36 protein-coding genes and 1 pseudogene are annotated in these 26814 nt (G+C 60.7%); 2 read left to right on the forward strand and 35 right to left on the reverse strand.

The genetic code is table 11. From position 1 onward, the window contains the following. Positions 1-275 precede the first annotated feature (275 nt). The 32 genes from HGI30_RS16725 to HGI30_RS16880 all read right to left on the reverse strand — a co-directional run bounded on the left by HGI30_RS16725 (position 276) and on the right by HGI30_RS16880 (position 23569). Positions 276-626: a DUF6096 family protein gene (locus HGI30_RS16725; protein ID WP_168908604.1), complete on the reverse strand. Its 351-nt coding sequence runs from the start codon at positions 624-626 to the stop codon at positions 276-278. Positions 627-685: 59 nt separating this feature from the next. Beyond that, on the reverse strand, positions 686-1102 hold the full coding sequence (locus HGI30_RS16730) for a phage tail tube protein (RefSeq protein ID WP_168908605.1): 417 nt from the start codon (positions 1100-1102) through the stop codon (positions 686-688). A 14-nt stretch (positions 1103-1116) separates the two neighbouring features. Next, the gene (locus HGI30_RS16735) at positions 1117-1473 is read right to left on the reverse strand and encodes a hypothetical protein (protein WP_168908606.1); all 357 of its coding nucleotides are present in this window, start codon (positions 1471-1473) and stop codon (positions 1117-1119) included. Then, the gene (locus tag HGI30_RS16740) at positions 1470-1901 is read right to left on the reverse strand and encodes an HK97-gp10 family putative phage morphogenesis protein (RefSeq protein WP_235680446.1); all 432 of its coding nucleotides are present in this window, start codon (positions 1899-1901) and stop codon (positions 1470-1472) included. Before HGI30_RS16740 ends, HGI30_RS16735 begins: the two co-directional genes overlap by 4 nt. A 1-nt stretch (position 1902) precedes the next feature. Then, on the reverse strand, positions 1903-2244 hold the full coding sequence (locus tag HGI30_RS16745) for a hypothetical protein (RefSeq protein ID WP_206109936.1): 342 nt from the start codon (positions 2242-2244) through the stop codon (positions 1903-1905). Further along, positions 2241-2540, reverse strand: coding sequence for a phage head-tail connector protein (locus HGI30_RS16750; protein ID WP_168908608.1), 300 nt, complete (start codon positions 2538-2540; stop codon positions 2241-2243). The genes HGI30_RS16745 and HGI30_RS16750 overlap by 4 nt, the downstream gene beginning before the upstream one ends. Positions 2541-2557: 17 nt before the next feature. Next, positions 2558-2707: a hypothetical protein gene (locus HGI30_RS16755; protein ID WP_168908609.1), complete on the reverse strand. Its 150-nt coding sequence runs from the start codon at positions 2705-2707 to the stop codon at positions 2558-2560. After that, the gene (locus HGI30_RS16760) at positions 2704-3621 is read right to left on the reverse strand and encodes a hypothetical protein (protein WP_168908610.1); all 918 of its coding nucleotides are present in this window, start codon (positions 3619-3621) and stop codon (positions 2704-2706) included. The genes HGI30_RS16755 and HGI30_RS16760 overlap by 4 nt, the downstream gene beginning before the upstream one ends. A gap of 14 nt (positions 3622-3635) precedes the next feature. Continuing rightward, positions 3636-4283, reverse strand: a complete 648-nt coding sequence (locus HGI30_RS16765) for a DUF4355 domain-containing protein (RefSeq protein WP_206109937.1) — start codon at positions 4281-4283, stop codon at positions 3636-3638. A gap of 100 nt (positions 4284-4383) precedes the next feature. Further along, complete coding sequence (locus HGI30_RS16770) at positions 4384-5415, reverse strand: minor capsid protein (RefSeq protein ID WP_168908611.1); 1032 nt, start codon at positions 5413-5415, stop codon at positions 4384-4386. Continuing rightward, positions 5405-6802, reverse strand: coding sequence for a phage portal protein (locus tag HGI30_RS16775; protein ID WP_168908612.1), 1398 nt, complete (start codon positions 6800-6802; stop codon positions 5405-5407). The genes HGI30_RS16770 and HGI30_RS16775 overlap by 11 nt, the downstream gene beginning before the upstream one ends. Position 6803: 1 nt before the next feature. Beyond that, positions 6804-8066: a PBSX family phage terminase large subunit gene (locus HGI30_RS16780; protein ID WP_168908613.1), complete on the reverse strand. Its 1263-nt coding sequence runs from the start codon at positions 8064-8066 to the stop codon at positions 6804-6806. After that, positions 8063-8563, reverse strand: coding sequence for a terminase small subunit (locus HGI30_RS16785; RefSeq protein ID WP_168908614.1), 501 nt, complete (start codon positions 8561-8563; stop codon positions 8063-8065). Before HGI30_RS16785 ends, HGI30_RS16780 begins: the two co-directional genes overlap by 4 nt. A 20-nt stretch (positions 8564-8583) precedes the next feature. After that, positions 8584-8889, reverse strand: a complete 306-nt coding sequence (locus tag HGI30_RS16790) for a hypothetical protein (RefSeq protein WP_168908615.1) — start codon at positions 8887-8889, stop codon at positions 8584-8586. Between the two features lie 92 nt (positions 8890-8981). Next, the gene (locus HGI30_RS16795; RefSeq protein ID WP_168908616.1) at positions 8982-9185 is read right to left on the reverse strand and encodes an Acb2/Tad1 domain-containing protein; all 204 of its coding nucleotides are present in this window, start codon (positions 9183-9185) and stop codon (positions 8982-8984) included. 183 nt (positions 9186-9368) lie between these two features. Next, positions 9369-9968, reverse strand: coding sequence for a DUF1492 domain-containing protein (locus HGI30_RS16800; protein ID WP_168908617.1), 600 nt, complete (start codon positions 9966-9968; stop codon positions 9369-9371). A 17-nt stretch (positions 9969-9985) separates the two neighbouring features. After that, positions 9986-10627: a zinc-finger domain-containing protein gene (locus HGI30_RS16805; protein ID WP_168908618.1), complete on the reverse strand. Its 642-nt coding sequence runs from the start codon at positions 10625-10627 to the stop codon at positions 9986-9988. Next, a complete protein-coding gene (locus HGI30_RS16810) occupies positions 10624-12000 on the reverse strand; it encodes a DEAD/DEAH box helicase (RefSeq protein WP_168908619.1) in 1377 nt (458 codons plus the stop codon). The genes HGI30_RS16805 and HGI30_RS16810 overlap by 4 nt, the downstream gene beginning before the upstream one ends. Beyond that, positions 11997-12215: a VRR-NUC domain-containing protein gene (locus tag HGI30_RS16815; RefSeq protein WP_328805148.1), complete on the reverse strand. Its 219-nt coding sequence runs from the start codon at positions 12213-12215 to the stop codon at positions 11997-11999. Before HGI30_RS16815 ends, HGI30_RS16810 begins: the two co-directional genes overlap by 4 nt. 358 nt (positions 12216-12573) lie before the next feature. Beyond that, entirely contained in the window at positions 12574-14928 is a 2355-nt protein-coding gene (locus HGI30_RS16820) for a virulence-associated E family protein (protein WP_168908621.1), read from the reverse strand. Positions 14929-14940: 12 nt separating this feature from the next. After that, a complete protein-coding gene (locus tag HGI30_RS16825; RefSeq protein WP_168908622.1) occupies positions 14941-16491 on the reverse strand; it encodes a PcfJ domain-containing protein in 1551 nt (516 codons plus the stop codon). Between the two features lie 9 nt (positions 16492-16500). Next, positions 16501-16887, reverse strand: coding sequence for a Cas9 inhibitor AcrIIA9 family protein (locus tag HGI30_RS16830; protein ID WP_028598425.1), 387 nt, complete (start codon positions 16885-16887; stop codon positions 16501-16503). A gap of 25 nt (positions 16888-16912) precedes the next feature. Continuing rightward, entirely contained in the window at positions 16913-17509 is a 597-nt protein-coding gene (locus HGI30_RS16835) for a hypothetical protein (protein ID WP_127464361.1), read from the reverse strand. Positions 17510-17523: 14 nt separating this feature from the next. Next, a complete protein-coding gene (locus HGI30_RS16840; protein WP_168908623.1) occupies positions 17524-19503 on the reverse strand; it encodes a DNA polymerase in 1980 nt (659 codons plus the stop codon). Between the two features lie 94 nt (positions 19504-19597). Beyond that, a complete protein-coding gene (locus HGI30_RS16845; protein ID WP_028598341.1) occupies positions 19598-19795 on the reverse strand; it encodes a hypothetical protein in 198 nt (65 codons plus the stop codon). A 60-nt stretch (positions 19796-19855) separates the two neighbouring features. After that, a complete protein-coding gene (locus tag HGI30_RS16850) occupies positions 19856-20437 on the reverse strand; it encodes a DUF2815 family protein (RefSeq protein ID WP_028598342.1) in 582 nt (193 codons plus the stop codon). Between the two features lie 36 nt (positions 20438-20473). After that, positions 20474-20806 (reverse strand): hypothetical protein, encoded by a 333-nt coding sequence (locus HGI30_RS16855; protein ID WP_028598343.1) that lies wholly within the window; start codon positions 20804-20806, stop codon positions 20474-20476. Next, entirely contained in the window at positions 20807-22000 is a 1194-nt protein-coding gene (locus HGI30_RS16860; protein WP_168908624.1) for a DUF2800 domain-containing protein, read from the reverse strand. Next, positions 21991-22296, reverse strand: coding sequence for a hypothetical protein (locus tag HGI30_RS16865; protein WP_168908625.1), 306 nt, complete (start codon positions 22294-22296; stop codon positions 21991-21993). Before HGI30_RS16865 ends, HGI30_RS16860 begins: the two co-directional genes overlap by 10 nt. Next, entirely contained in the window at positions 22296-22733 is a 438-nt protein-coding gene (locus HGI30_RS16870; RefSeq protein WP_028598346.1) for a hypothetical protein, read from the reverse strand. The genes HGI30_RS16865 and HGI30_RS16870 overlap by 1 nt, the downstream gene beginning before the upstream one ends. A gap of 65 nt (positions 22734-22798) precedes the next feature. Continuing rightward, on the reverse strand, positions 22799-22963 hold the full coding sequence (locus tag HGI30_RS16875; RefSeq protein ID WP_168908626.1) for a hypothetical protein: 165 nt from the start codon (positions 22961-22963) through the stop codon (positions 22799-22801). Positions 22964-23293: 330 nt separating this feature from the next. After that, positions 23294-23569, reverse strand: a complete 276-nt coding sequence (locus tag HGI30_RS16880; RefSeq protein ID WP_168908627.1) for a helix-turn-helix transcriptional regulator — start codon at positions 23567-23569, stop codon at positions 23294-23296. A 168-nt stretch (positions 23570-23737) separates the two neighbouring features. Between HGI30_RS16880 and HGI30_RS16885 the strand changes: the two genes are divergently transcribed. Both HGI30_RS16885 and HGI30_RS16890 read left to right on the forward strand, forming a co-directional pair. Further along, the gene (locus HGI30_RS16885; protein ID WP_168908628.1) at positions 23738-24400 is read left to right on the forward strand and encodes a helix-turn-helix domain-containing protein; all 663 of its coding nucleotides are present in this window, start codon (positions 23738-23740) and stop codon (positions 24398-24400) included. 13 nt (positions 24401-24413) lie between these two features. Further along, positions 24414-25874: a recombinase family protein gene (locus tag HGI30_RS16890; RefSeq protein WP_168908629.1), complete on the forward strand. Its 1461-nt coding sequence runs from the start codon at positions 24414-24416 to the stop codon at positions 25872-25874. A 21-nt stretch (positions 25875-25895) separates the two neighbouring features. Here the strand turns inward: HGI30_RS16890 and HGI30_RS16895 are convergent. From HGI30_RS16895 to HGI30_RS16905, 3 genes and pseudogenes are all read right to left on the reverse strand, one after another. After that, positions 25896-26270 (reverse strand): annotated as a pseudogene (locus tag HGI30_RS16895) (manganese catalase family protein); the annotation flags it as partial. Positions 26271-26273: 3 nt separating this feature from the next. Then, entirely contained in the window at positions 26274-26528 is a 255-nt protein-coding gene (locus HGI30_RS16900) for a hypothetical protein (protein WP_168908630.1), read from the reverse strand. Between the two features lie 2 nt (positions 26529-26530). Next, complete coding sequence (locus HGI30_RS16905) at positions 26531-26812, reverse strand: spore coat protein CotJB (protein ID WP_168908631.1); 282 nt, start codon at positions 26810-26812, stop codon at positions 26531-26533. Between the last annotated feature and the right edge of the window lie 2 nt (positions 26813-26814).

Here is a 26814-nt window from a genome sequence, read left to right on the forward strand (position 1 = left end):
ACGCGTCAGCTCCTCGGGGAAGATGCCCGGGAACGCCTCGTCGAGCGGGGGCACATTCCCTTTGCCGCCTAACACCCGAGCCACAACAGCTCCGAGTAAGTGCGCCTGCCGGAAGCTGATAAGCGCCTGCAGCTGCATCTCGGCCCGCTGCCGTTCGACATGGGCGTCGATCTGGGCCATGATCTCGCCGTACGTCATGTCCCAGTAGCGGACCGGATCCGCCCCGGCTATGCACGCGATCGGATAGAGCCGCTCGAACAGCTCCGTCAGCGTGCTTACTGGGTCGCCCGCAGGCTCTCCTCCGCCGGCGCGGCTTTGAAAAAACCGCTCACCTCGAACACCTTGATGAGGGGCTGCAGCAGGTCCGTGTAGGTATTGCCGTTGTCGACGTAGCCATCGTAGATGTCCAGCACGTCCCGCCAGCTGACGCTGGCCTGGAACCTGACCATGGCCGCGTGCAGGATGCGCAGCGTCGACGTCACGGACGGCAGCTGCCCTTGCTCCGTGGCCATCAGCACGTCGAGCGGATTGCGGCCGCCCAGATGCTTTTCCAGCTCCATGATCTGTGCCGCGCCCAGGCGCAGCTTGTAGTCGGTTCCATTGATTTCAAAGGTCATGTATTTCATCAGGTTTCCTCCCTAAAATGAATGAGCGCCCCGGCTGCGGAGCGCTCTGAGTGCCGGCATTAGACCGGGTCGGTAACGGCGATTTCAGACTGCAGATAAAACGAGGCCGTGAACGTCAGCGCCGCGTTGACGGCCGCCGAATCCATCTTGACGCTCACCTGCGCGTCAAAGTCGTGCGTCGTGCCGTCGGGATACTCGAGCCTGAACGACTTCGTCTCCCCCAGCGTCTCGATCGCCTTCAGCACGCGGAAATTCGCCGCCGGCCCCGAGTTGTCGTACAAAAACGAGAACGTCAGGTCGCCGAGATCCTTGATGCCCGCGATGTACTTGCGCGTGCTGTCCCCGAGCGTCGTCACCTCGACCTGATCGGGCTCGCCGCCGATCTCCGGCACCTCCATCAGGAATGGGATCTCCGTGTACGTGCTGCCCGTCCCCTTGACGCTGAGCGTCGTGTCTTTTGTCAGTACGCCTGCCATTTGCTTCACCCTTTCTATTGCGACACGCGGCCGCTGCGGACATCCACAACGCCGCGGTAGCGCATCGTTTTATGTTTGATGCCGGAGGGGTCCGGGACGTCGGCGGCCATCTCGCGCCGAAGCCCGATCGCGTTCAGCGCCGAATCCACGGCCGATGCGAGCGCGCCGGTCGATCTGGTGTGCCAGATGTCCACCTGGACAGCCACGTCCGACAGCGGTCCGGCTGCGATGCCGAGCGGATCCCGGTTGGACGCCTCATAAAAGCTGATTGCCGGCAGCTTGCCCCAGTCCGTCGGGTAGGCGTCCGTCACGGCCTTGACGCCAGGGACGGCCTGCAGCGCGGTCAGAACATCTGGCTTGATGTCGATCATCCCGGTCCCTCCAAACGTTTGATTTCTTTCTGTAGCTGCTTTGCGACCAGCTTGGGGTAGATCGCTTTGCTCATGGCGGCCGCCGGATATAAAAACGGCTGCGCCTTGTTGCCGTTCCAGTCCTGCCGGTAGGCGAGCGGTCCGTCATACTTCGGCGGCGATGGCGACTCCTGACCGCGCTGGCCGGTCCCGAATTCGACGTACGGCGCATACTCCATCCCGGTGGACACCATGCCGGCCGGCTTCCCGTCGATGTTCTCGACGCGCGCCTGGATGCTGTTCCGCAGCGCCCCAGTGTCGACCGCGCACAGGTCCTTGGCATCGCCTTGGACCTTTTTCGCGGTCTGCAGGATCGCCGTCCGGAGCGCCCGGTCGGTGTCGCCGCCGAGCCCGTTCAGCTTGCCGATCAGGCGGTCGATGCCTTGCATGCTACCCACGGCCCCACACCTCCATGTCGATAACCGTATGCCCGCCCCACGGCCGCACGGCGACGACCTTGTAATCCGGCGCCGCCGTACTCGGCACGTTGAGCCAGACGCCGAAGCCCTCGATCGACACGGCAAGCTGCCCCGGCTCCGCGAAGACGGAGCGCATATATGCCGCCCGCAGCCCGTACATCTCGGCGAGCAACTTGCCCCCGGCCGGCTGCACATGACCGCGCAATGCAACTGGCTCAGCCGACCAGCCTTGGCTCGTCGAGGCATCGGCCTCCTGTACCATCTCTGGCGCCCGTAGCGTGATCGTCTGCTTGTCTCGCTCCCGCAGCCTCATGATCCCGCCACCCTCACGCGCCGCCAGCGCCCGACCGTCTGCTGCAGGTCGGAGGGCAGATCGGCAAAGGCTCGGCTCACGCCGCCCTCGCTGTGCGCCGTCTGCCCCTCGATCCCCATCTTGTTGTAGCGCATCACGACGAGCTGCCGCAGCGTCGATTCCAGAGCCGGCGGCAGCGCCGTCCGCGACGTCCAGGAGAGCAGGTCGAGCTCGGCGTCCTCCGCCATCATGGACAGCAGCGGCGACGAGGCGCCGGGCAGCACAAGCAGCAGTTTGTCGATGGTGTCCTGTGTCATGTCCGGCTCCTCTCTGGCTATTCAGCAGGCTTGTCCGCCGTGCCTGCCTTGCCTTTCGTTTTCTCAGGCAGCTCGACACGCTTGAAACCCTTCGCTTCAAGCGCCTCTGCTTTGCTTTCCGATTCAACGACCTTCACCACGTTCAGCAGCTGGAGTGTAATCATCATGCGCCAACCGAAACTTGTAGCGTTGCAACCTTGTTGTCCGGCACGATCAGATCATGATACTTGCGGTAATCCAGCTTCCATGCGTTCGCCTTCTGGTTTTGCATCGGATCGAAGATACGGATGACATCCGTCTTGCTGATGCCGATCGGCGTGTTGCGCGCCGAGATGATCCAGTTGATCCCCTTGGCTCCCGAAGCAGGCGCGAAGCCGCCAGCCTCTTGTCCCGTCGTCGCCCCGTCGTTGAAGACGTATGCCGACTTCATGCGGTTGGATACAACCGGAATCAGCGGAATGCCGTCCAACGCCTTGACCATCAGGTTGACGCCGCCTTGTGTAAACTGGACAACGTCAAGCTTCTTCTGGATCTGAGTGCTGTCGGTCAATACCTGGTACGTCGTGAATGGCAGCGTAATCACCAGCTGCGCCAGATCAACGCCGCGATCCGCCAACTTGAAAATGTCCGCGTAGATCTTGGAGACGATGTCGCTGGATGCCGGTGTATAGGTGCCCGAGTTACCCTTCGCAGTCGCCAGAGCAGCCAGTTTGCTGTAACGATAGGCGTCGATCTCCGGGATGACCTGCGTCCGCTGGAATTCGCTCATGACGTTCGCCGCAGACGCGCCAAAGTTAGTCTCGTCGACATCCATCGCATCGAGTTGGAAAGTACGGCCGCGGTCTTGTGTCAGCGTGTGCGTCTGGTACTTGTAAGTCACGCTGCCTTGAGCAAAGCCCGTGTCGCGGTCATAGTCCGCCAGGCCTTGGACGACGATGTCCGGAATCTTAATTTCGTTACCACCGCTGTATTTGACCTCGCCGGCGTTGCTCTCCATCCAACCAGATGTCGCCTGCTGCTGGACCTGCAAGTCGAGTTGGTCCTGAAACAGCTTTGCATATTCGAGTGTATTGATTGCCATTTCACTTCATCTCCTTATCGTTTCGCAAAGATTTTTGCAATCTCCTCGGCTCCGGGGACTGCGCTGCCCCCGCTGCCGCCTTTCGGTGTGCCGGTGCCGCTGCTCTTGAGTCGCTCGTTCACGCCGGCTTCGACGGCTTCGCGAAACGCTTTTTCAACGGCCTCGAGGCCCTTGTTCGTCGATTCTGCATCCGTATAGGACAGGATGTCGGCCAGCGACTTCGGCAGCCCCTTCTCAGCGAGCTGCTCGAGCGCGGTCGCGCGGAGCTCACGGCGGGTGATCTCGCCTTCCCGATCGGCCAGCGCCTTCTCGCGCTTCTGGCGCTCATGCTCCGCCTTCTGGTCCGCCGTCATCTTGGCGAGCTTCTCGGCTTCGGTCTTGGCCTCGTCGAGCTTCGTCTGGAGATCCTTCTCCCACTTGGACTGCGCCTTGCCCAGGCGCTCCGTCAGGATGCGGTCCAGATCTTCCTGCGTAAACGACTTCTTCTCGCCCTCGCCGGCTTTGCCGCCAGCGGCTGCTCCGCCGTCGCCGCCCTTGTCGCCTTCCCCGCCGCCCGCTGCTTCGGCACCGCCTTCTCCCTCAGCAAACAGCTGCAGGTTGAGTGGATAGCGGACTTTCTTCGCGAACTCCGGCGCGGCCGGCTTCATGATCAGCTTTTTCATCGTGCATCCTCCCGTTTTGCGCCCGTCGGCTAGGATCCATGCGGCTTTTTATGTCGTCAGCACGTTTCGGACAGAGCAAAGAGGCCCGATCGACCGGACCTCATCCTGCGTATTGCTTGTGCCACTCGGCGTACGTCATGCTCGCCGGTACCAGCACCGTCTTCCCAGTCTCCAGATCCCGCGCACGTCGCTGCATGCCCTCGATCGTCTCCGGCCCGAACCAGGCCCGCGTCGTCGAGCGGCAGTACGGATGCAGCGGCGGCATGTTCACGCCCGGCTTCGCGTCCGCGACGGCGTAGATCTTCCGGTCGGCCTTCTGGCACTGCGGGCTCGTTCGAAGATCGAGCGTCGCGACGAACATGTACTGGTCGATGTCCGCCGCCTCGTAGCTCTCCATCTCCGAGGCGTTGGCCATGTACGTCGTCTCCGTGCGGATCAACCGCTCGGACGCCTGACGGCCAACCTCCATGCGCTCGGACAGCTCCCGAGCCATCTTCTCCACGCCACGACCGCTCGTCATGCCCGCCGTGACTACCTCCGTCACCTGCTGGGCGAGCAAGCCGGTATTGGTCCAGACGCGATCGCTGAAGTGCTGGCCACTCCATGGCCGCCGCAGGATCTCCTCCACCGTCCTGGCCGGCATCCGCGCGAAATCGAACCCGATGCCTACACCCTGCTGCAGGTCGAACATCGTCCGGTAATAGGCGTCGGTGATCGTGTCCATGTAGCCCTTTTGGACGGCCGCCAGCTCCACGTCCGCCAGTGCGGCCATCTGCCAGCGGATCATCTCCTGCAGCGCCTCTAGGCGCGTGACGCGCGCCCGGTAGGCCGGCGCGTTCAGCCGAGTCAGTAGGTAGCGCTTGACGCGGTCGTCCTTGGCTCGGGCGTACAATCGGCGGCCGAGCTCCATCCACGAATCCGGGATCCGCTGGTTGAGCAGATGGCGCGCCTGCGCTGGGTCCAGTTGGCCGCCGCGTCCGAACGTGCCGACGATCTTGTTGATCTCAGCTTGAATGTCAGCCCGCGCCTTGCGGTAGGCTGCCCAAACGGTCCGGACGGTCGCGTCCGCGTCCTTGTGGTAGACGGCCATCCGCTCTCGCGCACGGCGCTCCCAGTAGGCGTCACTCCGCATCGTCCGGGTCCTCGTCCTCGGCATCCTCCGAGCCCATCGGCATGCCGAACGCCTTCTGCTGCTCCTTCAGCGCGGCCGCCCGCTCGGCGGCAGCCTTCTTGGCCTCAGCCGCCGGATCGTCGATGAATGACAGCTGCGCTAGCAGCGTCTCCGCGCTTACTATGTCCTTTAGGTTCGTGATCACCTGCGACGTCTCCAGGTCATTGCTTGGCAGGCTGCGAGTCATCGTGATGGTGACATCGTCGGTGCTGGCCGCTTGGCCTTTCACGCGCAGGATCGACGCAAACAGCTTCAGCCGCTCACGCAAGCCCTGAACAAAGTAGCGCTCCTTTGTCTTGGCGAGCTGCTCAAGCCCGAACAACTTGTATTTCATTGCGACACCGCTGGCGTTTGACGCGAAGTTTTGATCTGTCAGGTTCGGCACCATGCTGAATTCATGGATGTCGTTTTTGATGGCGTTCTTCAAAACCTCGGTGTCGGCCTCGTTCAACGTCTTCGTCAACCAGCTCGCCCCAGCTCCTTCAATCGCTGGAAGCTCCAGAGTCTTGAACTTCTTCAAGAGCTTGAGCGTCTTGCCGGCTTCAGTCTCGTCATCCCCAAGCGACGCTCCCACAAGCAGCAGGATTGCATCGACGAATTGCTGCTTGTCATTGACCCGATCGCTTGCCAGCACGTTGTAGGCGTTGATCAGGCTGAGCTGCTGCTCGTAGTCGCCCTGCTGCTCCTCGTTGTTCCAGATCTCGACGATCGGCACGCCGCCGTAATAGTGCGGCGTCTCCTGAATCAGCTCAAGCTCCGGCGCGCCAAGCCTCGGGGCGCTGTAGCGCAGGATCCGCGTGGCTGTGTAGACGTTGATGGTCCAGCCCGCCGCCTTGTTGTCCAGGTCGCGACGCTCGTAGTAGTGCACGCCGAACAGGCTGCGGTATTCTACCGAGTCATCCACAACAAGGAAGAGCTGCCGTGGATCAATGCAGCTGACGCGCGGGATCGGAACATCGTCGCTGCTCATGTAATGCAGCTCCCGGGCCACCCCGTACATCGACAGGTCCTTGATCATCTCCGAGTCGTGGCTGTCGACATCGGCAGCCTTGTAGGCGGCCATAATCGCGTCGATGCCGTCGCCACTGTACTTGACCGGATCGCCGCCGAAGTAGCCCGCTGCGACGTCCGTGATGTACTTGGCGTGGTTGGCGACGAGCCGATTGTTCGGCAGCCCCTTGTCCTCGCCGAGGTCGCGCTGCAGGATGTCGTGCTTGCCCTTGTAATACCGCTCGAGCAGGTCGATGCGCTTGATGCTCTCCTGGTGCTCGCTGATGCAGGAGTGGATCAGCTTCGCCGGGATGTCCTCCCAGTTGTCCAGCAGCTCCCGGCTCCGTATGATGGCCATCTTACCTCACCCCCACCTTTGCTTTGTTGCCCACCCTGACCTTGGCTTGCCGCATCTCGTCCTCCAGCGCATAGCGCACCGCGTCAATGCTGTGGTTGTCTTTGTCCGGGTATCCGGCCTTCCAGCCGCCGTTGCCGTCAGGCGCCAGCTCGTACCCATCGAACTCCCGCACCGTGTTCGGGCAGCGTATCGGGTCGATGACGATCTCATCCAGGTCTTCCAAGAACTTCATGCCGTGCTCAACACTGTCCGGGCCTTTGCGAGCGGGCAGCACATTCAGACCGAGGTTGCGCAGTTCATTGATCGTCCGCGGCTCCGCGCTGTCAGCCGTCACCGGCCGGCTGCCGGTGTTCTCGGCCTTGATCGCGGCGACCAGCGGGCTGTTGGCCATGCCGGCCTTGTGGATCTCCCCGAAGATGTAGAGCCGCCGGCGCGTGGCGTCGAAGTGCATGACCGCGTAGTGCGTCGGATGCGCCGCAAAGCCAAAGTCGAGCCCGCGCTTGATGCGGTCGAACACGGCAATTTCCTCGTCGCTGATCCGGCGCAGGTTGAGGTTCTTGAACACCTCGCCGCCGGTCCCCGTGTCCTCCCCAAGGTACTCGTGCCGGTAGGCGGCCTCGTTGCGCTTCTCCAAGCTCTCGGCCTCAAGAAAGAACTGCTCCCCCAGCCAGTGCCGCGGGACGCTGCGGTAGTCGCTGTGATGCGTCAACCAGCTGTCCGGCGGGTTCTTGCGGTAGTCGTGCACCCAGCGCTTGCGGCTCTTCGGCGGGTTATAGGAATAGAACACCCGGTAGCCGTCGCCGCCGCGCAACAGCGTCTGGTTAATGGAGCGGATGTCCTCGATGCCGAACTCGTCGGCCTCCTCGAACCAGACAAACTTGAAGAATCCCTTGCGTAGCCGCAGGGACTTGATTTTGACGGCATTATCGGCACCGCGGAAGATGATTTTTTGGCCGGTCGGACGATAGATAATCTGCATCGGCGATACCCGCGCATCGAATAGATGCGAGACGCCCAGCTTGTCGATCGCCCACTCGAACGACTCATAGACCGATTCGCGCAGCGTGTCCTTGACCTTGCGGAGCGCGATCGCGTTGGCGTTCGGGTCCGCGATCAGCCCCAGGATGATCTCCGTCGGCGTGAACGAGGACTTAGTGGAGCCACGGCCGCCGCCAAGCAGGAAGTGTGTCGCCGTGCCAGTCTTGACCGCTTGATGGACGCCATAGAAGCTCGGCGCGATGAGATCCGTCAGCCTGACGCTCATCCGGTATCACGCGGCACGTCGTCGACGATCTTGACCGCGCCTTGGACGTCGACCTCTTGGCGGTCGATCCACATGCCGAAACGCTTGCCCAGCAGCTCCAGCGCTTTGATCTTGTCGGCGAACTTCACTTCGCGCTCCACGCCGTCGCCGTACTCGCCTGGCGTTGTCTTCACCTTCACGCTGGCGATTGCCGCAGTATCCTCCTCTGACGCATCCTCCTTGATCGACGCGTCATCGGCATCGACGATGTCCGTCGGATTTAAAAAAGCAATCCGCGCCAGCTCGCGAATGATGCGCTCCTGGTTGACGCCAGTCCGGCGAGACAGCTCCGCCATCCGCGCGTCAATACGCGCACGAATCTGTGGTTTATTCAGGTTTTCGTATCCGATGGCCTCTGCCGACGCCGGGCTATAGCCGGCCCGGATGGCCGCCTGCGTGGCGTTGAGATCGATTAGATATTCTTGGACGAACTTCTCTTGCTTCGCAGTCAGCGCCATGTCGGCGGCCTCCCCTCAGGTCAAAATGCCATGCTCTCCAAGCTGATTCGGTCGTTGTGCCGGCGTGCCCACTTGAGCGCCCGCGGCAGATGCATGCTCGTCCGGCCGTAGCAGGTCTTCATGATCAGTCCCATGTCGACGCGCGCCACGGCCCACCAGATGCCGCCCAGCTGCATGTAGACGCCGTCATCATATCCACGCTCGTCCGCGTCCAGCAGCGCCTGTGTCTGTCGGATCAGCTCGTCCCACTCGATCGGCCCGATGCGGGCGCAATACTGCTCATGCGCATGCCGGCTTACCGTCACGATGACTCCCTCGTATTTCATGGCCCCTTCCTCCTCGGAATATGAAAAAGGCCAGCCCTCCCTGTTCCCGCAGGAGGCTGACCTTTATCGTTTATATCGGCGCGTGGCCGTTTTTAATTGCGTGCGATGGCTGCGTTGGCCCACATGAGCGCTTGCTCAAGGTTTGTCAGAGCCAAGCTTTGCTCCCGGCTGTCCGGGCAAAGACTCTTGATGATGTATGCCAGCTCCTTCGCGGAACTGCGCAATTCCTCGTACTTTTCGGGTTGTCCTGGTTGCGGTGCGTGATACGAAAAGTTGTTCTCCAGCTGAGGATTCATAGTGCATTCTCCTTTTTCCTCCGGGAAATTGAAGGCCGCCCGACCCGGAGAAAACCGGGCGGCCATCGCCGGCGTTAGGCCCTGCCTCTACACATGGCTAACTGTGGCACAATAGCATCTTAACACGGGTTGACAGGCCTCTGTGCGACAACAATGCGACACGGATGCGACACAAATGCGACATTACGCTAATCGCTGGAATTCTTCGATTGCTTTCAAGCGCCATCGCTCGAATGTGCGCCGTACGATCTTGAGCTCCTCCGTTACCGCATTGACTGGCCGATCCTCCACGTACCGCAGCCGCAGCAGCCGCGCGTAATCCGGCTTGTAGCCGGCCAGCGCCTCCAGCACGGCGTCCACCCTCCGCAGCTCCGCCTGCAGGTCCTGCGCCTCGGCCAGGCGCTCCAGCAGCATGTCCAGGTCGTCCGTGCCGGCGCCGCGCGCCTCAATGACGCGCTTGATCTTGCTGCGCAGCTCCTGCAGCTGGCCGCTGTCCTCGGGATCCGCGCCCTGCGCCGGCACGGCGGCCAGCTGCGCACGAGTGCCGGCCGGGTAGCGCGTCAGGTACGCATGCGCCGTCGCCTCGAGCCGCAGCTCCGGCGCCGTCAGGTACATGTAGCTCGGCAGCCCGCGGAGCCGGCGGTGCAGTTGCTGGAGTTGGTCGTCCTCGCTGAGCCGGCTGATCGTGATGCCTGCGCCCACCGGCACGGCGTCCAGCGCCTTGATGCGGGCCTGCTTGGCGCGGTAGCTCGTCAGCAGGTCAATGGCTTGCTCTTCGGTCACGGCAGTCCCTCCTCTCGTCATTCGCCGACCGCGTACAGGCGGATCAGCTTGCGCACCCGAGTCAGCTCGCCGATCGCCTGGTCCATCAGCTGCGCCTCAGTCGGCGGCTCCGGCCGCGCAGCGCGCTCGATCGTCTGCAGCAGCAAGGCTTTTTCACGGTCGGCTTCGTCCAGCTGCTCCTCTAACTGCTTGATGCGCTCCTGCAATCTCGCCTGCGCCGCATTGTGAGCCTCGTAGGCGTTGCGCCGCAGCTGCGCATGCTGCTCGTGCTCCGCCTTAAGGCGCTCGATCTCGTCCTGCCTTTCATCACAGATTGTCGCATTTCTCAGGGCTTGGGCTTGTGCGCTTTTCATACGCTCGGTAAGGCGCTCAATTTCTGCCCTCAGATCAGGTAAATCGCTTTGTTCTTCGGACGTTATCGTCGTTTTTTGTCCGGGCATCTTGTCTCCTCCGTTCATTCGGCTAGGTTTCTTCCTTGGCCTCGCGTCTGACACGAGCTTCTTGCCCAACGCGCGAAGCCGTATGCCTATTGCGCACTCGCTCCCGCAATGTTTGCTCAGCTTGGCCTCAGCCTTGCCAAAGTCGCGCTTGATCTGGCAGCTCTTGCAATTGGCGTCCTGCAGCGCGTCGATCTCCCGCACGATCCGCGTCCGGCTCATCCGCTCCTCACCCTCTCGATCCGCGCCTTGACGGCCTCCATCAGCGCATCTTGGCCGGCGGCTTTGCTCTCAAGCGCTGCGACCGCCTCCTCGTCCATCGTCCCTTCGGCCACCAGCCGCATAACGACGATGCTGCGCGTCTGCCCCTGGCGGTGGACGCGGGCATTGGCTTGCTGATCCTCCTCGAGGCTCCAGATCTGGTCGAACCACACAACCGTCTGGCAGCTCGACTCCTGCAGGTTCAGGCCGTGACCGGCACTCTTGGGGTGCAGCAGCAGCAGCGGGATCTCGTCGGCGTTCCAGGCGCGGATATCCTCCGTCCCGTCCTTGCCTTTGCGCAGCGTCCGGGCTTGCGGGAAGCGCTGCTGGATTCGCGAAAGGCTGTGCTTGAAGTCATAGAACACCATCACCGGCTTGCCTTGCGCCGCCTCGATGATGTCCTCCAGCGCGTCCAGCTTGGCATCGTGAATCGGCTTGACCCCGCGATCCTCGTCGTAGACGGCGCCGCTGGCCATCTGCCGCAGCTTGTTGCTCAGGACGGCGGCCGTCTGCGCGACGACATCGGCGTCGACGTATTCCAGCAGCAGCTCCTTCTCCAGCCGCTTGTACAGCTCCGCCGCGGCGCCGCTCATCCGGATCGATACGGTCCGGTCGATGCGCTCCGGTAGCTCCAGCCAGTCCGCCGCCTTCATGCTCACCGCGATGTCGCTAATTGCCTCGTAGATCCGCTCTTCGGCCTCGCGCTTCTGGCGCCACTCGTACACGACATGGCCGCTGCGGCTTGCAGCGGTGAAGTAGCGGTCCCGGAAGCCGGTGATGGTCTTGCCGAGGCGCTCGCCCTGATCCAACAAGTAGACTTGAGGCCACAAGTCCATCAGGCTGTTCGGCGCCGGTGTGCCCGTCAGGGCGACCAGCCGGCGGATGAACGGCCGGACCCGGCGCAACGCCTTGAAGCGCTTGGCCTGTGGATTCTTGAAGCTGCTGGACTCGTCGACCACCACCATGTCGAACGGCCACTTGCTGCCGTACTCGCCGACCAACCATTCGACATTCTCACGGTTGATGACCCAGATATCGGCCTCGGCCTTCAGCGCCCGCCGGCGGGCATCCACTCCACCCAGCACCTTGCTGATCCGCAGATGCCGCAGATGATCCCACTTGGCAGTCTCCCGGGCCCACGTGTCGTCGGCGACCCGCAACGGCGCGATAACCAGCACCCGTTCGGCCTCGTAGTAGTCGTTCAGCAGCTGATCGATCGCCGTCAGCGTGCTCACCGTCTTGCCAAGGCCCATCTCAAGCAGCAGCGCGATGTACTGCGTGTCCAGGATGCGGGCCGTTGCGTATTCCTGGTATTGGTGCGGCTTGTATCTCATTCTGGCAACTCCTCCTGGACGAACCGATCGATGGCCTCGCGGCTGTCGATCGTGTAATGCCGGTGCCCCATCTCCTGCAGGATCCGCGCCCAGCGCACCTGCAGCGGCGCCAGTCGGCCGCCCGGCGCTTTCATCTCGACGAATGCGATCCGTCCATCTGGCAGCAGGACGATCCGGTCAGGGACCCCGGCTTCGCCCGGCGCAGTCCACTTCACGGCGCGGCCGCCGGCAGCTCTGACTCTCCGGACCAGGATCCGTTCCAGCTCGGACTCCTTCACCGTCGTTCCGATCGATTCAAAGCGATCTCCTCCTCTGATGAGCCTGATGCACGCGCACGCGTATTGTACGCTGTAGCGCGTTTAACTTACTTTTTCAATGGCCTATTCCTACTTAACTATACTTTTTATACTTTATAAGAGATTTACTGCATCATCTGCATCAACGCGGGCTGAAGCCTTGGTATGACTGGACTTTCCTCGATGCAGATAAACCGTTTTTCTCTGCATCGGTTCTGCTTCAACTGCTTCATTTAGTGATGCAGATGATACAGTGGTGATGCAGATAGCCAGGAGCCTAACTGCATCGGTCGAAAGCGGTCTGCTGCCCGTAGCCCGGAACCCGAACGCGGCCCTTCACCTCGCGCCATCCTGGAATGCGCCGCATGATGTCGCAGATCTCCCGCGCCTCCCAGGGGCGCATATCACCTTTACGCTTGCCGAGGCATTCGACCCAGATCTGGTTGGCGCAGACGCGCTGCCTCGTCTGGCCCGTAGGGCGCTCCAACTCGTCCGCTTCTTCCGTCTCCAGCCACTCCTGGATGAGGCCGACACGCGGGTCGTCCTCCATGTGCAGACCTTGGATCTTCTTCGCCTCCGCGTCCACCTCCGGGGAAAACTCCAAGCTTTCTCCCGCTCGGAACGCCCGCAGTGCCTCCGCCCAGATCTGGCCAATCTCGCCGTCCGTCAGCTGCTCGAAGACGTTCTTCGTGCGCTTTTCCGGATCCACGGTGACGGGCCAGAAACGCCGGTTGCCGGTCGGGTCTTTCAAAAAGTTCCAGTTGTTCGTCGTGCCGAAGAAGACGCATTTCCGTGGAAAGTCCGTAATGACGCGATCGTAAGCGACGCGGTACTTGTCGCTGCGCTTGGTGATAAACTGCTTGATCTCGTCGACCTCGGTCTTCGACATGCCCGCCAATTCGCCGAACTCGAAGATCCAGGCCGACTGGAGATGCTCGCCGGCCTCTTTCGTGTCGAAGGACTTCAGCGAGTCGCTGAACCAGCGCTGCGCCATCATTTGAACGATCGTGCTTTTATTGGCGCCCTGGGGACCCACGAGAACCAGCATATAGTCGAATTTGCAACCCGGATCATAAAGCCGCTTGACGGCCGCGACGAACATCTTCCGCGTCGCCTCCCGAACGTAAGCCGTGTCCATCGCGCCGAGGTAATCGACGAACAGCCTGTCCAGCCGAGGCTGGCCGTCCCACTCCTGCGCCTCCAGGTAGTCGATAATGGGGTGGAACTTGTTCCGCCGCGTGACCTCAGTGAACGCTTTCTTAATCGTCTGAGCTGATCGGATCTTGTGGAGCTTATCGAACCAGTGGTCCCGCCGGTCGTCGTCCTCGCCGAGCCAGGGTTCGTAGCGGTCTTGCGGCCGGAGACGCCCGCGCCATGGCAGCGCCTTGCGGATGACCTCCGTATTCCCGAAAGCGTCATAAGCCAGCACGCCCTTCCAGGGGCCGTTCGACAGCAGCAGCTCCACGTTGCCGGCGGTGGGAAGCGGAGCCCCCGTCTTGTGATGGGTCTCCAGCTGCTCGACCCAGGCATCATCCTCATCTGGCTCCGGGTCACCCGCCGCCGGCTCCGCATCGATATCGCCGAACGCCTCCTGGATCTCGGCCATCTTCGCCCGCTTGATCTCCGGCCGCGCCGCGACAAAGTGCTCCATCGCCAAGTGACTCGGCTTTTTCGCATCCGGCGTGTGCTCCTTGACCCGCTCGTCCAGTTGCCCGAATTTATGGACACGGACCAGGTCAAACAGATTGTAAGTCCGGCCATCGGCAGCCGGGTCGCTGTCCTGATGGCTGAACGCCAGATCCTGCTCCGGATAGATCTCGAGTCCGTTCGCGGAGGATCCGCCGGCGTAAGTGTAGCGATTCGGCATGCTGCCAGGCGAGTAGACGTCGGCGAGGAACGTGTCGATGCCCTCCTCGATCGTGAACGTCCGGCAGAACAGCCCGATCGTGCCCTGCTTTTCGCGCGGATCCTGCGCGCGCTTTGCGGCGAGTGCTGGCGCCTTGTCGCCCGCATGCCGCGGCCACGCCATGACGTCCCGCCAATCCGCGTACATCGCCAGCACGGCGTCGACGTCAAGCAGCCCCCCATCGGCAAGATGCAGCTCCGGCTCCGCGTCCTTGGAGCAGCTGGGCAGGTACATGAGCCGGTGGACGTCGAACGTCGTCTTGTCCATGTACTCCATGCCGATCTGCTCCGCTAGCTTGCGGGCGACGGCCGCATACTCGTCGGGCGACAGCGGCCGGCTGCAAGGCGCGATCAGGCGATACTTCGGCGCCGCCGGCCGGTGGCTATGCGTCGAGTAGATGGCGTAGGCCGTGCCGCCGAGCACCAGCTCGACCGAGAAGAGGAAGCTGTCGTCCGCCCGGTCGATGTCAAGCGTGATCAGGCTGCGCGTGTCGACGTTCTCCTTCTTGCGGCGGCCGCCGCGGACGAGCCCGCCCACGAAAGCCGGGCCGTCCTTTACTTTGCCGCGCTCGGCGTTCGACATCTTGTCGTATTGCGCCATCGTCTCCGCCGTCCGGCGGACGCGCTGCAGCCGCTCGACGAACTCGGCCCAGGTCAGGTATTCAGGTTTCCACGAGACGTCGGCGCGGTGCTTGCCGAAGCTGATATCGAGCTCGATGTCTTGCATAGGTTCACTTCCTTAGGCCGGTTGTGCGATCTTGATCTTGCTGCGCTTCTTCTTCTCGGTGAGCTTAGCTTTCTCGAACGCCGCGACGAAGGCGGCGACGTCCGGCGGCGGCGGGGCGTTCTTCATCCCTCGGCACTGGACGATCCTTGTGCCGGATACCTCCATCGTATGGTAGGGCTCGTCCAGCGCCGCCGCTCTCCGGATGAGGAGGATCGTCGTCTCGCCCTTGGCGTAGCGATCGGCGTACCCGCCGACGCAGTGCGATAGGGCCTTGCCCTCATCGAAGAGCTCGACGCTGCTGACAGCCGGCCGGATGATGAGTCCGTCACGCTCGAAGCCGTAACGCTTCAGCAGCTCCGGTAGCCGTTCGGCGATCTGCTTGTTGACGCGTTCGTCGTTCACGAGCTTCAGCGCACGACCCGCGAGCTGATGCGCTTCGTGGAGGTTGTTCGGAAAGAGGACACCGGGCCTGGTGATGTCGCGGCCGAGCTCGCGGCACTCCCGGAGGTAGTCGCGCCAGTCAATCAGCACGGGCGAGCCGGCCGAGTAGCGGCGCGGATCCCGACGCGCTTGCTTCGCGATATATTTTTTGAGGACAGGCAGCGGCGCGTGTTCGCTCAGCGCCGTCAGTCGCTCTGCATTGAAAGGGTCGACAAGATCGCAGAGCGTCCGCGCCTCCTCCCAGCTGTAATTGGAACCGTCCTTTTTGGAGATCTGGTACGAGCGGAGCGCGCGCGGCCCGATCGCGCCGGCCTTGCGCATCTGCTTGATCTCGGCTTTGGTCAGGCGCAGCACGGCCTCAGGCGTCTTGCCGCGCCAGTTGATGGCGCCGTACGTCGAGCCGCCCGTCAGCTTCGAGACGACAAAGCTGCGGAGCCCGGCCTTGGTGAGGAACTCCATGACGTCGCCGTAGCGCGCCGCCAGGTCGAACGTCTTGACGTAGTCGTTGACCTCGTAGCTCTCCCACATGCAATACCGAAACGGCGTGCCCTCGACCGCTCGCCGGATGTTGGCTCGGCTGTGGAAGCAGGGCTTGTAGTCCATCGACCGCTTCGCCTCCGAAAAGACGCTTGATGTAGCCTGCCAGTTGATGTAGCGGCTCCAGTAGTCGCGGCGCAGCATGCGGCCGCCCTGACCCCACTCGAACAGATACATGGCGACGGGCTTGATGACCGTCTCGGTCTCGCGGTAGTTGCCGGAGTAGTCGCGCAGCATGTAAAAGCCACGCGCGATGATCGCCTGCGGGTCGATGGTCGACTTTTCGTACCAGATCAGGTACGCCCCGTCGATCAGCCTCTTCCGGCCGCGGCCGGACGCCTTGACCCGGCAGGCCGAGCGGCAGAACGGGCACTCCTCGATCTTGCCGTGCCGGAGCCCGTCGCTGTGGTGCTCGAGCTTGCAGTGCGTGCAGTATGCGATCTGCTGCCTGCCCTCCCGGCTGGTGAAGAGGTACCGGCTGCTGGCCAGCACCTCGTCCGTGCAGTAATCTCGGATCTCATCGCTGATGTCGGAGGGGAAATGCCGCATGAACTCGTTCTCATAAAATCGGTTCTGCTTCGACATAATGACCCCCTACCCGAGCAGCGCATCGAAGTCGAAGTCTTCATCCTCTTCGACCTCTGGCGCCGATGGCGTCTCCGGCTTGGCCTCAGCGGGCGGAGCTGCGGGCGCTGGGGTGGCTGGGGCCGGCACAGGCTCGGCGAAGTACTTGACGACGATCGCAAAGCCATCCGCATCCGAGAGGACGGCAACGTTGCCGACCTTCTGCTTTTCGGCGGCCTTGCGCATGCTGTCCAGGCTGCGCGTGATGGACTTGCTCTCGGCCAGGACGTGGACGGCGAAGCTCGGGTCAGCCTCCAGGTGCTGCAGCAGGAACTCGCCGATGACCTTCACGTAGCCTTCGTTTTTCGCGCTGGCCATCTCGGCCTTGATCTTCTCAATTGCCTTGTCGAGACTCATTTCTCATCATCCCTTCTATTTGTATTTAGGAGCAGTTTCCGTTCAGGATACAGACATCGGCCGACAGCTTGATGACTGCAGGCAGGTTCGGATTTACGGGCTCGAAGCCAGTCAGATCAACGCCCAGCTCCTGCAGCTGGCGATATGCCTTGTCGCCGCTGCGGCTGCCTTCTACGATGGCCAGCACTTCATCCGAGACCTTGACCAGCGCCTTGTACTCCTTGATCACCGGGGCAATCGAGCTTTCCACGATGCTGTATGCTTCCTCAAGGCCATCATGCAGGCCATTGGTTCCGAGATCGAGTAGATTCGTACGCGCCCAAATAGCATTTTCCTGAATAATATCTCGACGCATTGCTGTAAGGTGGCGCCCAATATCTCCGACCAGCTGCGAGAAATTCCATGCTTTTGCGTACCTCGGATGTCGCTCTTGTACAGCAAGCAGGGCTGTATGCAAGCTGGACGCGCTCCGTTCGATCGGATCGAGATCCTTATATAGCTGGTGTATGACCGGCGTAAAAGCGACTTTCAGCGCGTCTAGAACCTCTTTTTTCAATTCCGCCTTCCGTTTCAATGCTTTCGCATTAATGAAATCGTATAGATCAGCTTTTCGAATCGCCACAGGAACGGCCTCCCTCAGTCTTTTTGATAGAATTCGCACTCGAACCCCGCTGCCGCAAGCGGCAGCCCAGGCGCCCAGTCGATCGGCTCTCCCATGAGAGCCGTGACCCGCTCCAGCAGCCCGTCGTCGCTATCTGCATCGATGACCACCTCGTCGTGAACGTGCATGACGATCTCCAGCCCTGCACGATCAAGCCGCAGCAGCGTCTCCGCCAGGCAGTCCCGCGCGATCGCCTGCACCAGGTTCTCCACCAATCGGCCGCCATAGGTCCGCTGCTTCTCCCACTTCTTCTTGACCTGATCCATGCCCCAGAAGCTCAGGCATTCTTTTTGAAACGGCTCTTTGTCCTTCGGCCGAATCGTCTCCATCTTCACTTCCGGCTGCACGTAGGCGAGGCTGCGACCGCTCGGCAAGTCAGCAAACAGGATGCCGCCGGCGTAGCGATACTGGATGCCGTGCTTCAGTTTAACCGTGGACTTCGTCCGCACGGCTTCGATCGCCGCCTCCTCCGCCGCATACCACAGCTTCCGGATGTTCGGATTTGCATCGCGCCATTGCCGCACGAGCCGCGGATACTCCTCTGGATCGATTTCCCTCTTGCTGTCCATAGCCTCGAGCGCGCCGGCGCCGCCCTGGAAGCCGCACGCGAGCTCTGCGACCTTGCCGAACGGCCGGTATTTGTAGTTGTCATGCCCTTTCACGATCGTCTCGAGCGGAACGCCGAACATACGGGACGCTGTCGCTTCATAGATGCGGCCGTGCGTCCGGAACACCTCGAGCTTCCACTCCTCGTCCGCGATCCAGGAGATGACGCGGCCCTCAATAGCCGCGAAGTCGTCTACGATGAAGCGCCGCCCTTCCGATGGAACGAAGGCCGTCCGGATCAACTGGGAGAGGACGAACGGCGGCGGGCCGAAGAGCAACTCCAGCAGCTCGAACTCCCCCGCCCGCAGCAGCTCCCGCGCCAGGGCGAGATCGGGAATCTTGTTTTGCGGCAGGTTTTGGACTTGGATGAGCCGGCCGGCCCAGCGCCACGTCCGGTTAGCGCCGCAGAACTGCAGCAGCCCCCGCGCCCGATCGTCGGCGCAGATCGTCCGTGCCATAGCGTTGTACTTGTCGACGCTCGTCTTGCTCATCTCCTGCCGCAGCTCGAGCATCCTACGGGTCTCGTCGTCCGGAGCCGCGTCCAGCAGCGCTGGCATCTGGTCCTTCGCCATCCCGTTGGGCGTCTCGAGGCCCCGCTCCGCCAGCCAGCCCTTGAGCTGCGCCAGGCTGTTCGGGTTGTCCAGCCCGGTCAGCTCCTGCGCCTCGGCGATCAGCCTGGCCCCGTACTGCTCGTCGCAGGCAATGGCCTGATGGATGAGCTCGCGGTCCAGCCGCACGCCTCGATCGTTGATCCGCTGATCGATCGCCCAGAGCTCCCACTCCCGCGCCCGGACCGGGAAGCGCGCCAGCTTACGGCGAACCTCTCGCTCGACGACGACGTCCTGCCGGTTGTAGGCGACGTAGTCAGCCCATTTCTCCGGCGCGTGATGGGGCAAATTGCGCTCCCGCCCGCCGTTTGCTTTCGTCGGCTTGCACGGCACGCTGAAGTACTTGATCAGCGCCTTACCCTTGGCGTCTTTCTTCGCGTCCAGCTTCAGCACGTCGGCCGCACCGTCCAGCGAGCCAGGCAGCCCGAGCGTCAAGGCCCAAACCGATGTGCATTGCCACTGCTCCGCCGGCATCGGCTGGCCGAACCACTTGGTCAAGCACGTCCGCTCGAAGGCGGCGTTGAAGGCCGTCTTGGTGACCGCAGGATCCGCCAACGCGGCGAGAACGTCACCCGGCACGTCCTCCATGTCGGTCAGGTCGACGACCTGCACCGGCTCGTCATCCCAAGCGTAGGCGAACAGCAGGATCTCGAAGTCCGAGGCCTCGACGTACCGATGGACGCCGGACTTGAGCAGGTCGATCGAGCTGTACGTCTCGATGTCGATCTGGAGGATCCGCATGCGCTACCTCAGCAGCAGGATGGCTACCAGACCGTAGAAAGGCAGAGAGAACATTAAGGCGTAGAGGAAGCCCCGGAAGACGCTGCCGCCGCGGTTACGCATCAGCCTGACCTCTGCCACGCGGACGCGACTTGGTCGGCTGCTCCGTCACGGCGCGTTCCGGATCCCAGCCCTCCTTGATGCGGTGCAGCAGCGTATTGGCGAGGATGCCGTTAGCTGCTGCGCGGTCGACTAGGGCCTGGAGCTCCGGGGAGCGCTTGCGACCTGGCTTCATGCGTGTTTGAGTTGTCATGTTTGGTTCCTCCTAGAGTTTGGTTTTATGGGAAGGGGCCGCGAAGGCCCCTACGATGGATCAGCTCATGAAGTCGTCATCGTCTCCACCGAAATCGTCGTCAAACTCCTCGCCGGCGAAGTCCTCGTTCACGCTGCTGCGGCCAGCCAACGATTCTCCGTCCTGGACCTTGACGATGTTGTTCAGGCCGACGCCGATGCCCTTGCTCTTGTTGTCGTAGGTGTAGAAGTTGAGGGAGACGCGAGCATAGCAGCCGGAGTAGACTTCCGTCGTGTCTGTAATCTCGACGAACTTGGTGTTGCCTACCGAATCCTTGCCGGCTGGCTTCGCGATGCCGGGCTTCGTGTTGGCGTAGGCGTTCAGGTAGTAGTGGCCGGCGTAGTTCTCGTCGTCAGGCTTTTCCTCATCGCCATCATGCAGCGGCAGCTTGAAGTTGGTGGGCAGCTTGCCTTTGTACTTCGCCGCGGCTTCGACTTTCAACGCATCGATAATTGCCTTGATCTTGCGGAGCGTCTCCTTGTCAGACTTGGGGATGAGCAGCGCGCAGCTGTATTTGAGCTGGCCTGACTCGTTCTCCTTGGGCTCCCAGATATTCGCGTAGGAAAGACGTACCTTGCCGGTGACCATTTTCGTTTCTGCCATGTTAGATCGAGCTCCTCGTAATTGGATTGGGGTATGTCAGCCGATCGGCATCGGGCCGAGATCGTTCAGCACGAGCTCGCCGCGTCCGCCGTACCGGGTGGTGTAGGTGATGGTGAGGCTACTGCCAGCGCCGCCAGCAACCTTGTAGGTCTCAATGTCGATTTTCTGGCCGACCTGCTTCATGAACCGGTCCAGAATCTTCTCATGGACGTGGATGGTCTCGCCGTACTGAGCCGGGATTTTCGTCCGCGGTCGCGACTTCTGGACGCGCAACCATTCCTTGCGAGCAGCCTCTTCTCGCTTCCGACGGCGCCGCGCCTCGTCCAGGGCTTCACGATCGGCGAGCGCTTTTCGGGTCCGATCGTTCATTCAAAAGTCCTCCCCTTCAAAGTCGCCCTCCACGCTGTTCAGCTCCGGACGCTTGTCCGTCTCCGGAACGAGCGCCGGCTTTCCGGGCGGCTTTACAATTAGGCCGCCGAGTATTTCAACCAATTCTTTTTTACCGATGCTGCTTTCTAGCTTTCCGATACCGAGAATCTCAGGAGGCTTGAGATACTTCTCCGGGACCAAACCTGCTTCGGAAAAAAGTTGAATTGCCTGATTCTTATCCGTAATCTTCCGGTCGCTTCGGCCCTCGACCAGCTTCCAGCCCGGTACCTGCTGGCCGGCCTTGGTCGCCGTGAAGGCGTAGTCGGAGACGTCTTTTGCCCAGGCGGACAACTGCTCCGCGACGTGGAGGATGGAGCCGATCTCCTCCAGCGAGAGCGTCACCGGGTCGCGGAATTCGTAGGCAAGCGCGGCCATGTTGGCGTCAGCGCGGGCCCGGCAGCTGCCCTTGATCTTGCACCAGCGGCAGTGATCGCCCGCGGCGAAGTCGCCTTTGCCGGCATGAGCCAGTGCGGCCGCCGGCTTCACGATCCTCTCCGCCCAGTGCAGCAGCTCGTCGATCGGCAGCGGCTCCGTGCTCACGCTGTCGAGCCGCGGCTGGACGATCGTGCCGTGCACCTCGTGGATGTCGTAGAGGTAGCTGTAGTCGGACCAAGCGCCGAGGCCGTACAGCCGTATCTGTGGGTTGCCGATCGCGCTGACCGGTACGCCCTTGCCGTACTTGAGGTCGATGACCTCCATCACGCCGTCGGCGATGATGACGACGTCGCCAGTGCCATACCCCTCGGGGACCCACTCCGTGAAGTCGAGTCGCGCCTCGAAGAGGATGACGGCGTCGGCGCTCCGAGCCTTGGCGTCCATGAAGCGCTCCTCGACCACCTCGACGTAGGCAGCGACGGCCGCCCCCATCTCAGCGTTGTAATAGGGCTCTACGGTTTCAAAGGTTTCGATCTCACGATCAAGGCGATCGACATCTGCGCCCTCCTGCAATTGCCGGCGAAGGATCAGCTCCGACAGCTCATGCGCCGCCGTCCCCTCATTGGCGAACTCGCTGCGCGTGTCCGGGATGCCCTCCTGGGCGCGGGCGCTCGGCGGGCAGTTAATCCACTGGCTCGCCTTGGACGCCCCGAGGAGCGCATGCCCGCGCTCGGCGTGCGCCGGTGTCGTCAGTCCCATGGGATCCCCCGCCCGTGCATCGCGTCGTGCAGCTGTCGGATCTCCTCCTGCAACTTGTCCACCTGCTCCTCGGCTGCGATGGCGCGCCGGATCGCATGCGGCCAGCCGACGCGGGCCTGGACGATGAAACGAGCGTCATCAGGATCCAGCCGCCCCTCGCTATGGGCGATATCAAGAAAGAGCTTGTCGCAGTGGCCGCACATACACGGTTTTGTCCGGATCGGCGCTGGCGCGGCGTATTCGCAAATGGCCAGATCGGCCTCCAGGTCCCTGACCTGCTCCAACTGGGCCGCCACTAGATCTGCTCCAGCTCGGCCTTGAACGCGAGGCGCTTGTCGTCCGGGACGCCGGTGATGTTGGCGCTGCCGTACTTGTCGAGCAGCGCCTTGATGGCCTTCTTGGCCTCGACGCCTTTCTGCCCGGCCCCGGCTGCGATCGTCCTGAGCTCCACGTCCGTCGGGATCGGCTCGGCGGCGTCGCCGTCGAACTCCGAGTAGTCGCCGCCAGCTTCGGCACCCGTTTCCTCCACAGCTGCCGACTCTTCGGCCGGCTCCTTCACGGCCGCCTTCGGCTCATCCGCTTTCGCTGCGCGGCTGCCCCGCAGAGCACGCTCCGCTTTCGGCGCCTCGGCTACGGGAGCTGCTTTGCCCGAAACGAGGCTGGCAGCGAGGACGGAGAGCTCGGCTACGACTTCTGCGGCGGATTCGCCGTTGATCTGAATTTGAATTGCCATGTGTTGATGGCCTCCTTGTATAAGTAAATGAATGAATGCTACAATGGCGGTGATTATGTCTTGCCTCAGCCCTGGACGGCTCCTACCCCGTCGAGGGCTTTTTTCATTTTGATCCGGGACGCCATACTGCGGTATTGCAACCGGCAGGCCTCGCGCAGCTTGGCCGATCTCGTGGTCTCCATGATCTGCAGCAGATTTCCGCACGAGCGGATGCGCTGTTTTCGATTCATGCTTTCACCTCCCCTCTAGTTGGCTTGCCGCGCAGCCCAGCGCTGCTGCGCCTGCGTCGCCTTGATCTGCAGCATCAGCATGCGCTCATCTAAGCTCATCTGCCGCCAGACCCATCCGGTAATCTGCATCGTCCTCACCCCTTTCGATAGAGTCAGGTACGAGTTCATATCTATCCCCTGTGAGCATCGCGGCCATAGCGAGCTTGCAGCGATCCGGCAGGCCGGTTGCAGCCGGGTCAATCACTACGACTTCGCCATTGATGACCATTCGGTGCTCAACCACTACAAGCACAGGCCTCTGTTTTTTACTTTTGTCCATCACCCATCACCTCACCCCAAGATATGCGGCTCGGTTTGTCCGACTTGCTGATCCGGAATATTTCCTAAGTTAAACTTAGAGTTTGCTTCAAAAAAATTTATGTCTCTCACGCTGCAGCCAAGTATTTCAGCAATGCGGGCAGCGTCCCGCATACGGATCTCCTCGGGATTGGCTTCCCATTTCGCGTAAGTGCTCGCATGGACGCCAATGGCGCCGGCTAAATCCTGCTTGCTCAGCATCCTGTACGCCCGCCATTCACGTAAGGTACGTTTGTCATCCACCACCATTCACCACCTTTCTCCAACTTTCGACACGCCAATCTTAACCTAAGTTAAACTTAGATGTCAACGCAAAATGGGAACATTTTTTCGCCTTCATTAATGTTCGATTAGATTAGACATTGAAAACTTAGATTTACTGTGCTATAGTTTAGAAAAACTCTAAGGAGAACCGCCGTGAACTCAATCGGATTCTCAGAAAATCTAAAAAAACTTAGGATGGCAAAGGGATGGTCTAAATCTGAGTTGGGAAAACGTGTCGGAGTCTCTGACGTAACTATTGGTTACTGGGAGAGCGGTAAAACCGAACCGCGCATGGGAAAAGTGGAAATGGTTGCTGACGTGCTTGGCGTAACAACCGATGAGCTGCTTTTCAGCGAGCCCGTCGATCTACCGACCCAACCTGCGAAAAACATCACGATGCCGGTAGCCGCCTCGAATAGAGCCCCGTTATACGGATCTGTCGCGGCAGGAATACCGCTGGAGATGCATCCCGTGAATGATTTTGTGGAGATTCCGTTGGGGATTGCGACACAATACCCACATGCGTTTTTGTTGCGCATAAATGGCGACAGTATGAATAAGATTGTCCCACACGGAGCCTACGCGTTGATTGATCCATGCGAAAACGTCAGCAACGGCGAAATAGCAGCCGTAATAGTTGACAACGATGAAGCAACGCTAAAAAGATTCTTCCGCTTGCAAAACTCAATTGCTCTTGAGCCGGACAGCTGTAATCCCGATCATAGTGTTAAAATTATTGATGCCAGCAGCGGTTCGTCCGTAAAAATAATCGGGAAACTGGTATGGTTTATGGCGGCGCCGAATGTTAAATTTTGAGGGGGTCAATTAAATGCGAGTTGCTGCCTATGTGCGCGTCAGTACAGATGAGCAAGCCGACAAGGGAAACTCTCTGGGCGAACAGCAAGAAAGGCTTGCCGCTTATTGCAAGGCTATGAACTGGGGCGCTCCTAAGTTTTTTATTGATGATGGTTATTCGGCCAAAGACCTGAAGCGACCAGCCGTAAAAAAGCTTATCCGAGAAGTAGAGGCCCAGAAATTCGACATCGTCTTGACAACAAAACTGGACCGGATGTCGAGAAATCTACTGGACATGCTCCAATTTGTTAAAATGCTTTCCGAAAAGAATTGCAACTATGTTTCTGCTTCGGAGGCTTTTGACACGTCGACAGCTGCAGGCCGGCTGGTCTTACAGCTACTTGGTACATTTGCCGAATTTGAACGGGAAAGAATTAGCGAGCGCGTCAAAGAAAATATGCTATCCATAGCGAGAAATTCCGACAAGGCCATAACAAACCCTTGCTATGGATATGATATAACAGGCGAAAAATATACTATAAATCCAGAAGAATCCATGAATGTATTATTAATGTTCGACTTAGCTGAACAGGGGTTAGGGTACCGTGCAATTGCGAAAGCCTTAAACGATACCGGCAGCAAGACCCGGGGTACGGCTAAACGTCCTGCAGTCCCGTGGAGCCCGGCCACGGTTAAGAAGCTCATGCACAACGAAGCGTTACGCGGCGTCATGATATATAACAAGCGTGAAAACAAAAACGGGAAGCTCGTCCTTCGGCCGAAAGAAGAGTGGATAATTCGAGAGAATAATCATCCTGCAATTATCGGCAAAGAGCGGTACGAGGAGGTTAAAAAAATTCTGGACAGCCGAAAGCTGACTAATCGCCATGCAGACAGCGAAACCTACCTTTTAACTTCCCTAGTAAGATGTGGCCATTGCGAGGCTCTTATGATCGGAAACACGGCTAGGTATGTCAGAGGACCAAAGCGCTACGAATACTTTCGATATACCTGCCAGACGTACACCAAACTTTCAGGCTGCTTTTATCATGCAGTGCATAGGGATGACCTTGAAAACAAGATCATTGAGTCGATAAAACAACTGGCCTCGAACTCTCTGAAGGATATTCAAAAAATAAAGATAGCGAACTCCTCTTCCAGCAGCGAAGAGTTGGAGGATCTGAAGCGTCAATTGCAAAAAGTAAATCGGAGGATGCAGAAACAGATCGAGGCGTTCGAAGAGGATTTGATAACGGCGCAAGACCTCAAAATTGCTACCGCTAGAACCGAAAAAGAGCGATCTGAAATTGCCGCAGCAATAGATCGACTCGAGAGTAAAAAATCGAACGGAGGGGACGTGCAAAACAGAGTGCAGCGAATGCTCGGAGACGTGACCAGCATTGATCGTGTAGTGGCAAAGCAAGCTATTCGGCAATTAATTGACTCCATCCAGATAACAAACGGAACTCAGATTTCGATAACGTGGAAATCATGATTTTGTTTAGTCTCTTCAACGAATAGGATCGCCCTTGGCCGCGATATAGGTGGCCGTCCACGGCATGCCGGCCGCGTTGCTGTAGAACAGGTCTCCGCCGTGATTGACGAAGTCGGCGCCGAGCCCGGCCTCCCGCAGCTGGTCCGGCGTCGCGTCCTTCGTTAGCTTGTAGATCATCATCGCGATCATTTCCAGATGAGCGAACTCCTCCGTACCGATGTCGTTCAGCACGCCGATCACCTTGTCCGGAATCGTATACCGCTGGTTCAGGTAGCGGAGCGCGGCGGCCAGCTCCCCATCGGCTCCGCCGTACTGCTCGGTCAGGAACTTCGCCATCATCGGGTCGCATTTGCTCACCTTCACCGGATATTGGAGCTTCTTCTCATAGAGCCACATCCCTCATCCCCCCTCGCTGACGTCGAATGCCTTCTGCTGCTCCGATCCGTCCACGTCCTGCTCCCGCTCCGCGAGATTCGCCGCGAGCAGCGCGAATCTCGCCGGGCAAGGACGGGAGCAGGCTCGGCCGCAGCCTGCTCCCGCTCCGACAGCCGCTTCTGCCGCCGTCTCTACGCCGAAGCCGGATCCGGCCCCGGCTTCCACCATCCATGGCAGCGGGGCTTCCCGCGCCTCTGCCGACCGTTCCGCTCCGCACATCGTCACACCTGCCAGGGCCAGGGCATCTCGTTCCACTGCCACGGGTAGCGGGAGTAGCTGTGGCCGAAGTGGACGAGCGGCCCGTACTGCAGCTCGAACTGCTGCGCCACCGCCTGCCGCTTCTGGGCGAGCTGGTTGAACTGCTGGATCGCCTGCAGGTCTCCCGGATGCGTGTTCAGGTACAGGTTCAGCTCGACCAGGGCGAAGTCGAGCACCTGCAGCTCCTTCAGCCCCGCGCGGTAGGCCTCCTGGTCGAACGCCTGCTTCTGCTGCTCCTCGCTCATCG

It is taken from the genome of Paenibacillus albicereus (assembly GCF_012676905.1).
GTDB classification, from domain to species: Bacteria; Bacillota; Bacilli; order Paenibacillales; family Paenibacillaceae; genus Paenibacillus_O; species Paenibacillus_O albicereus.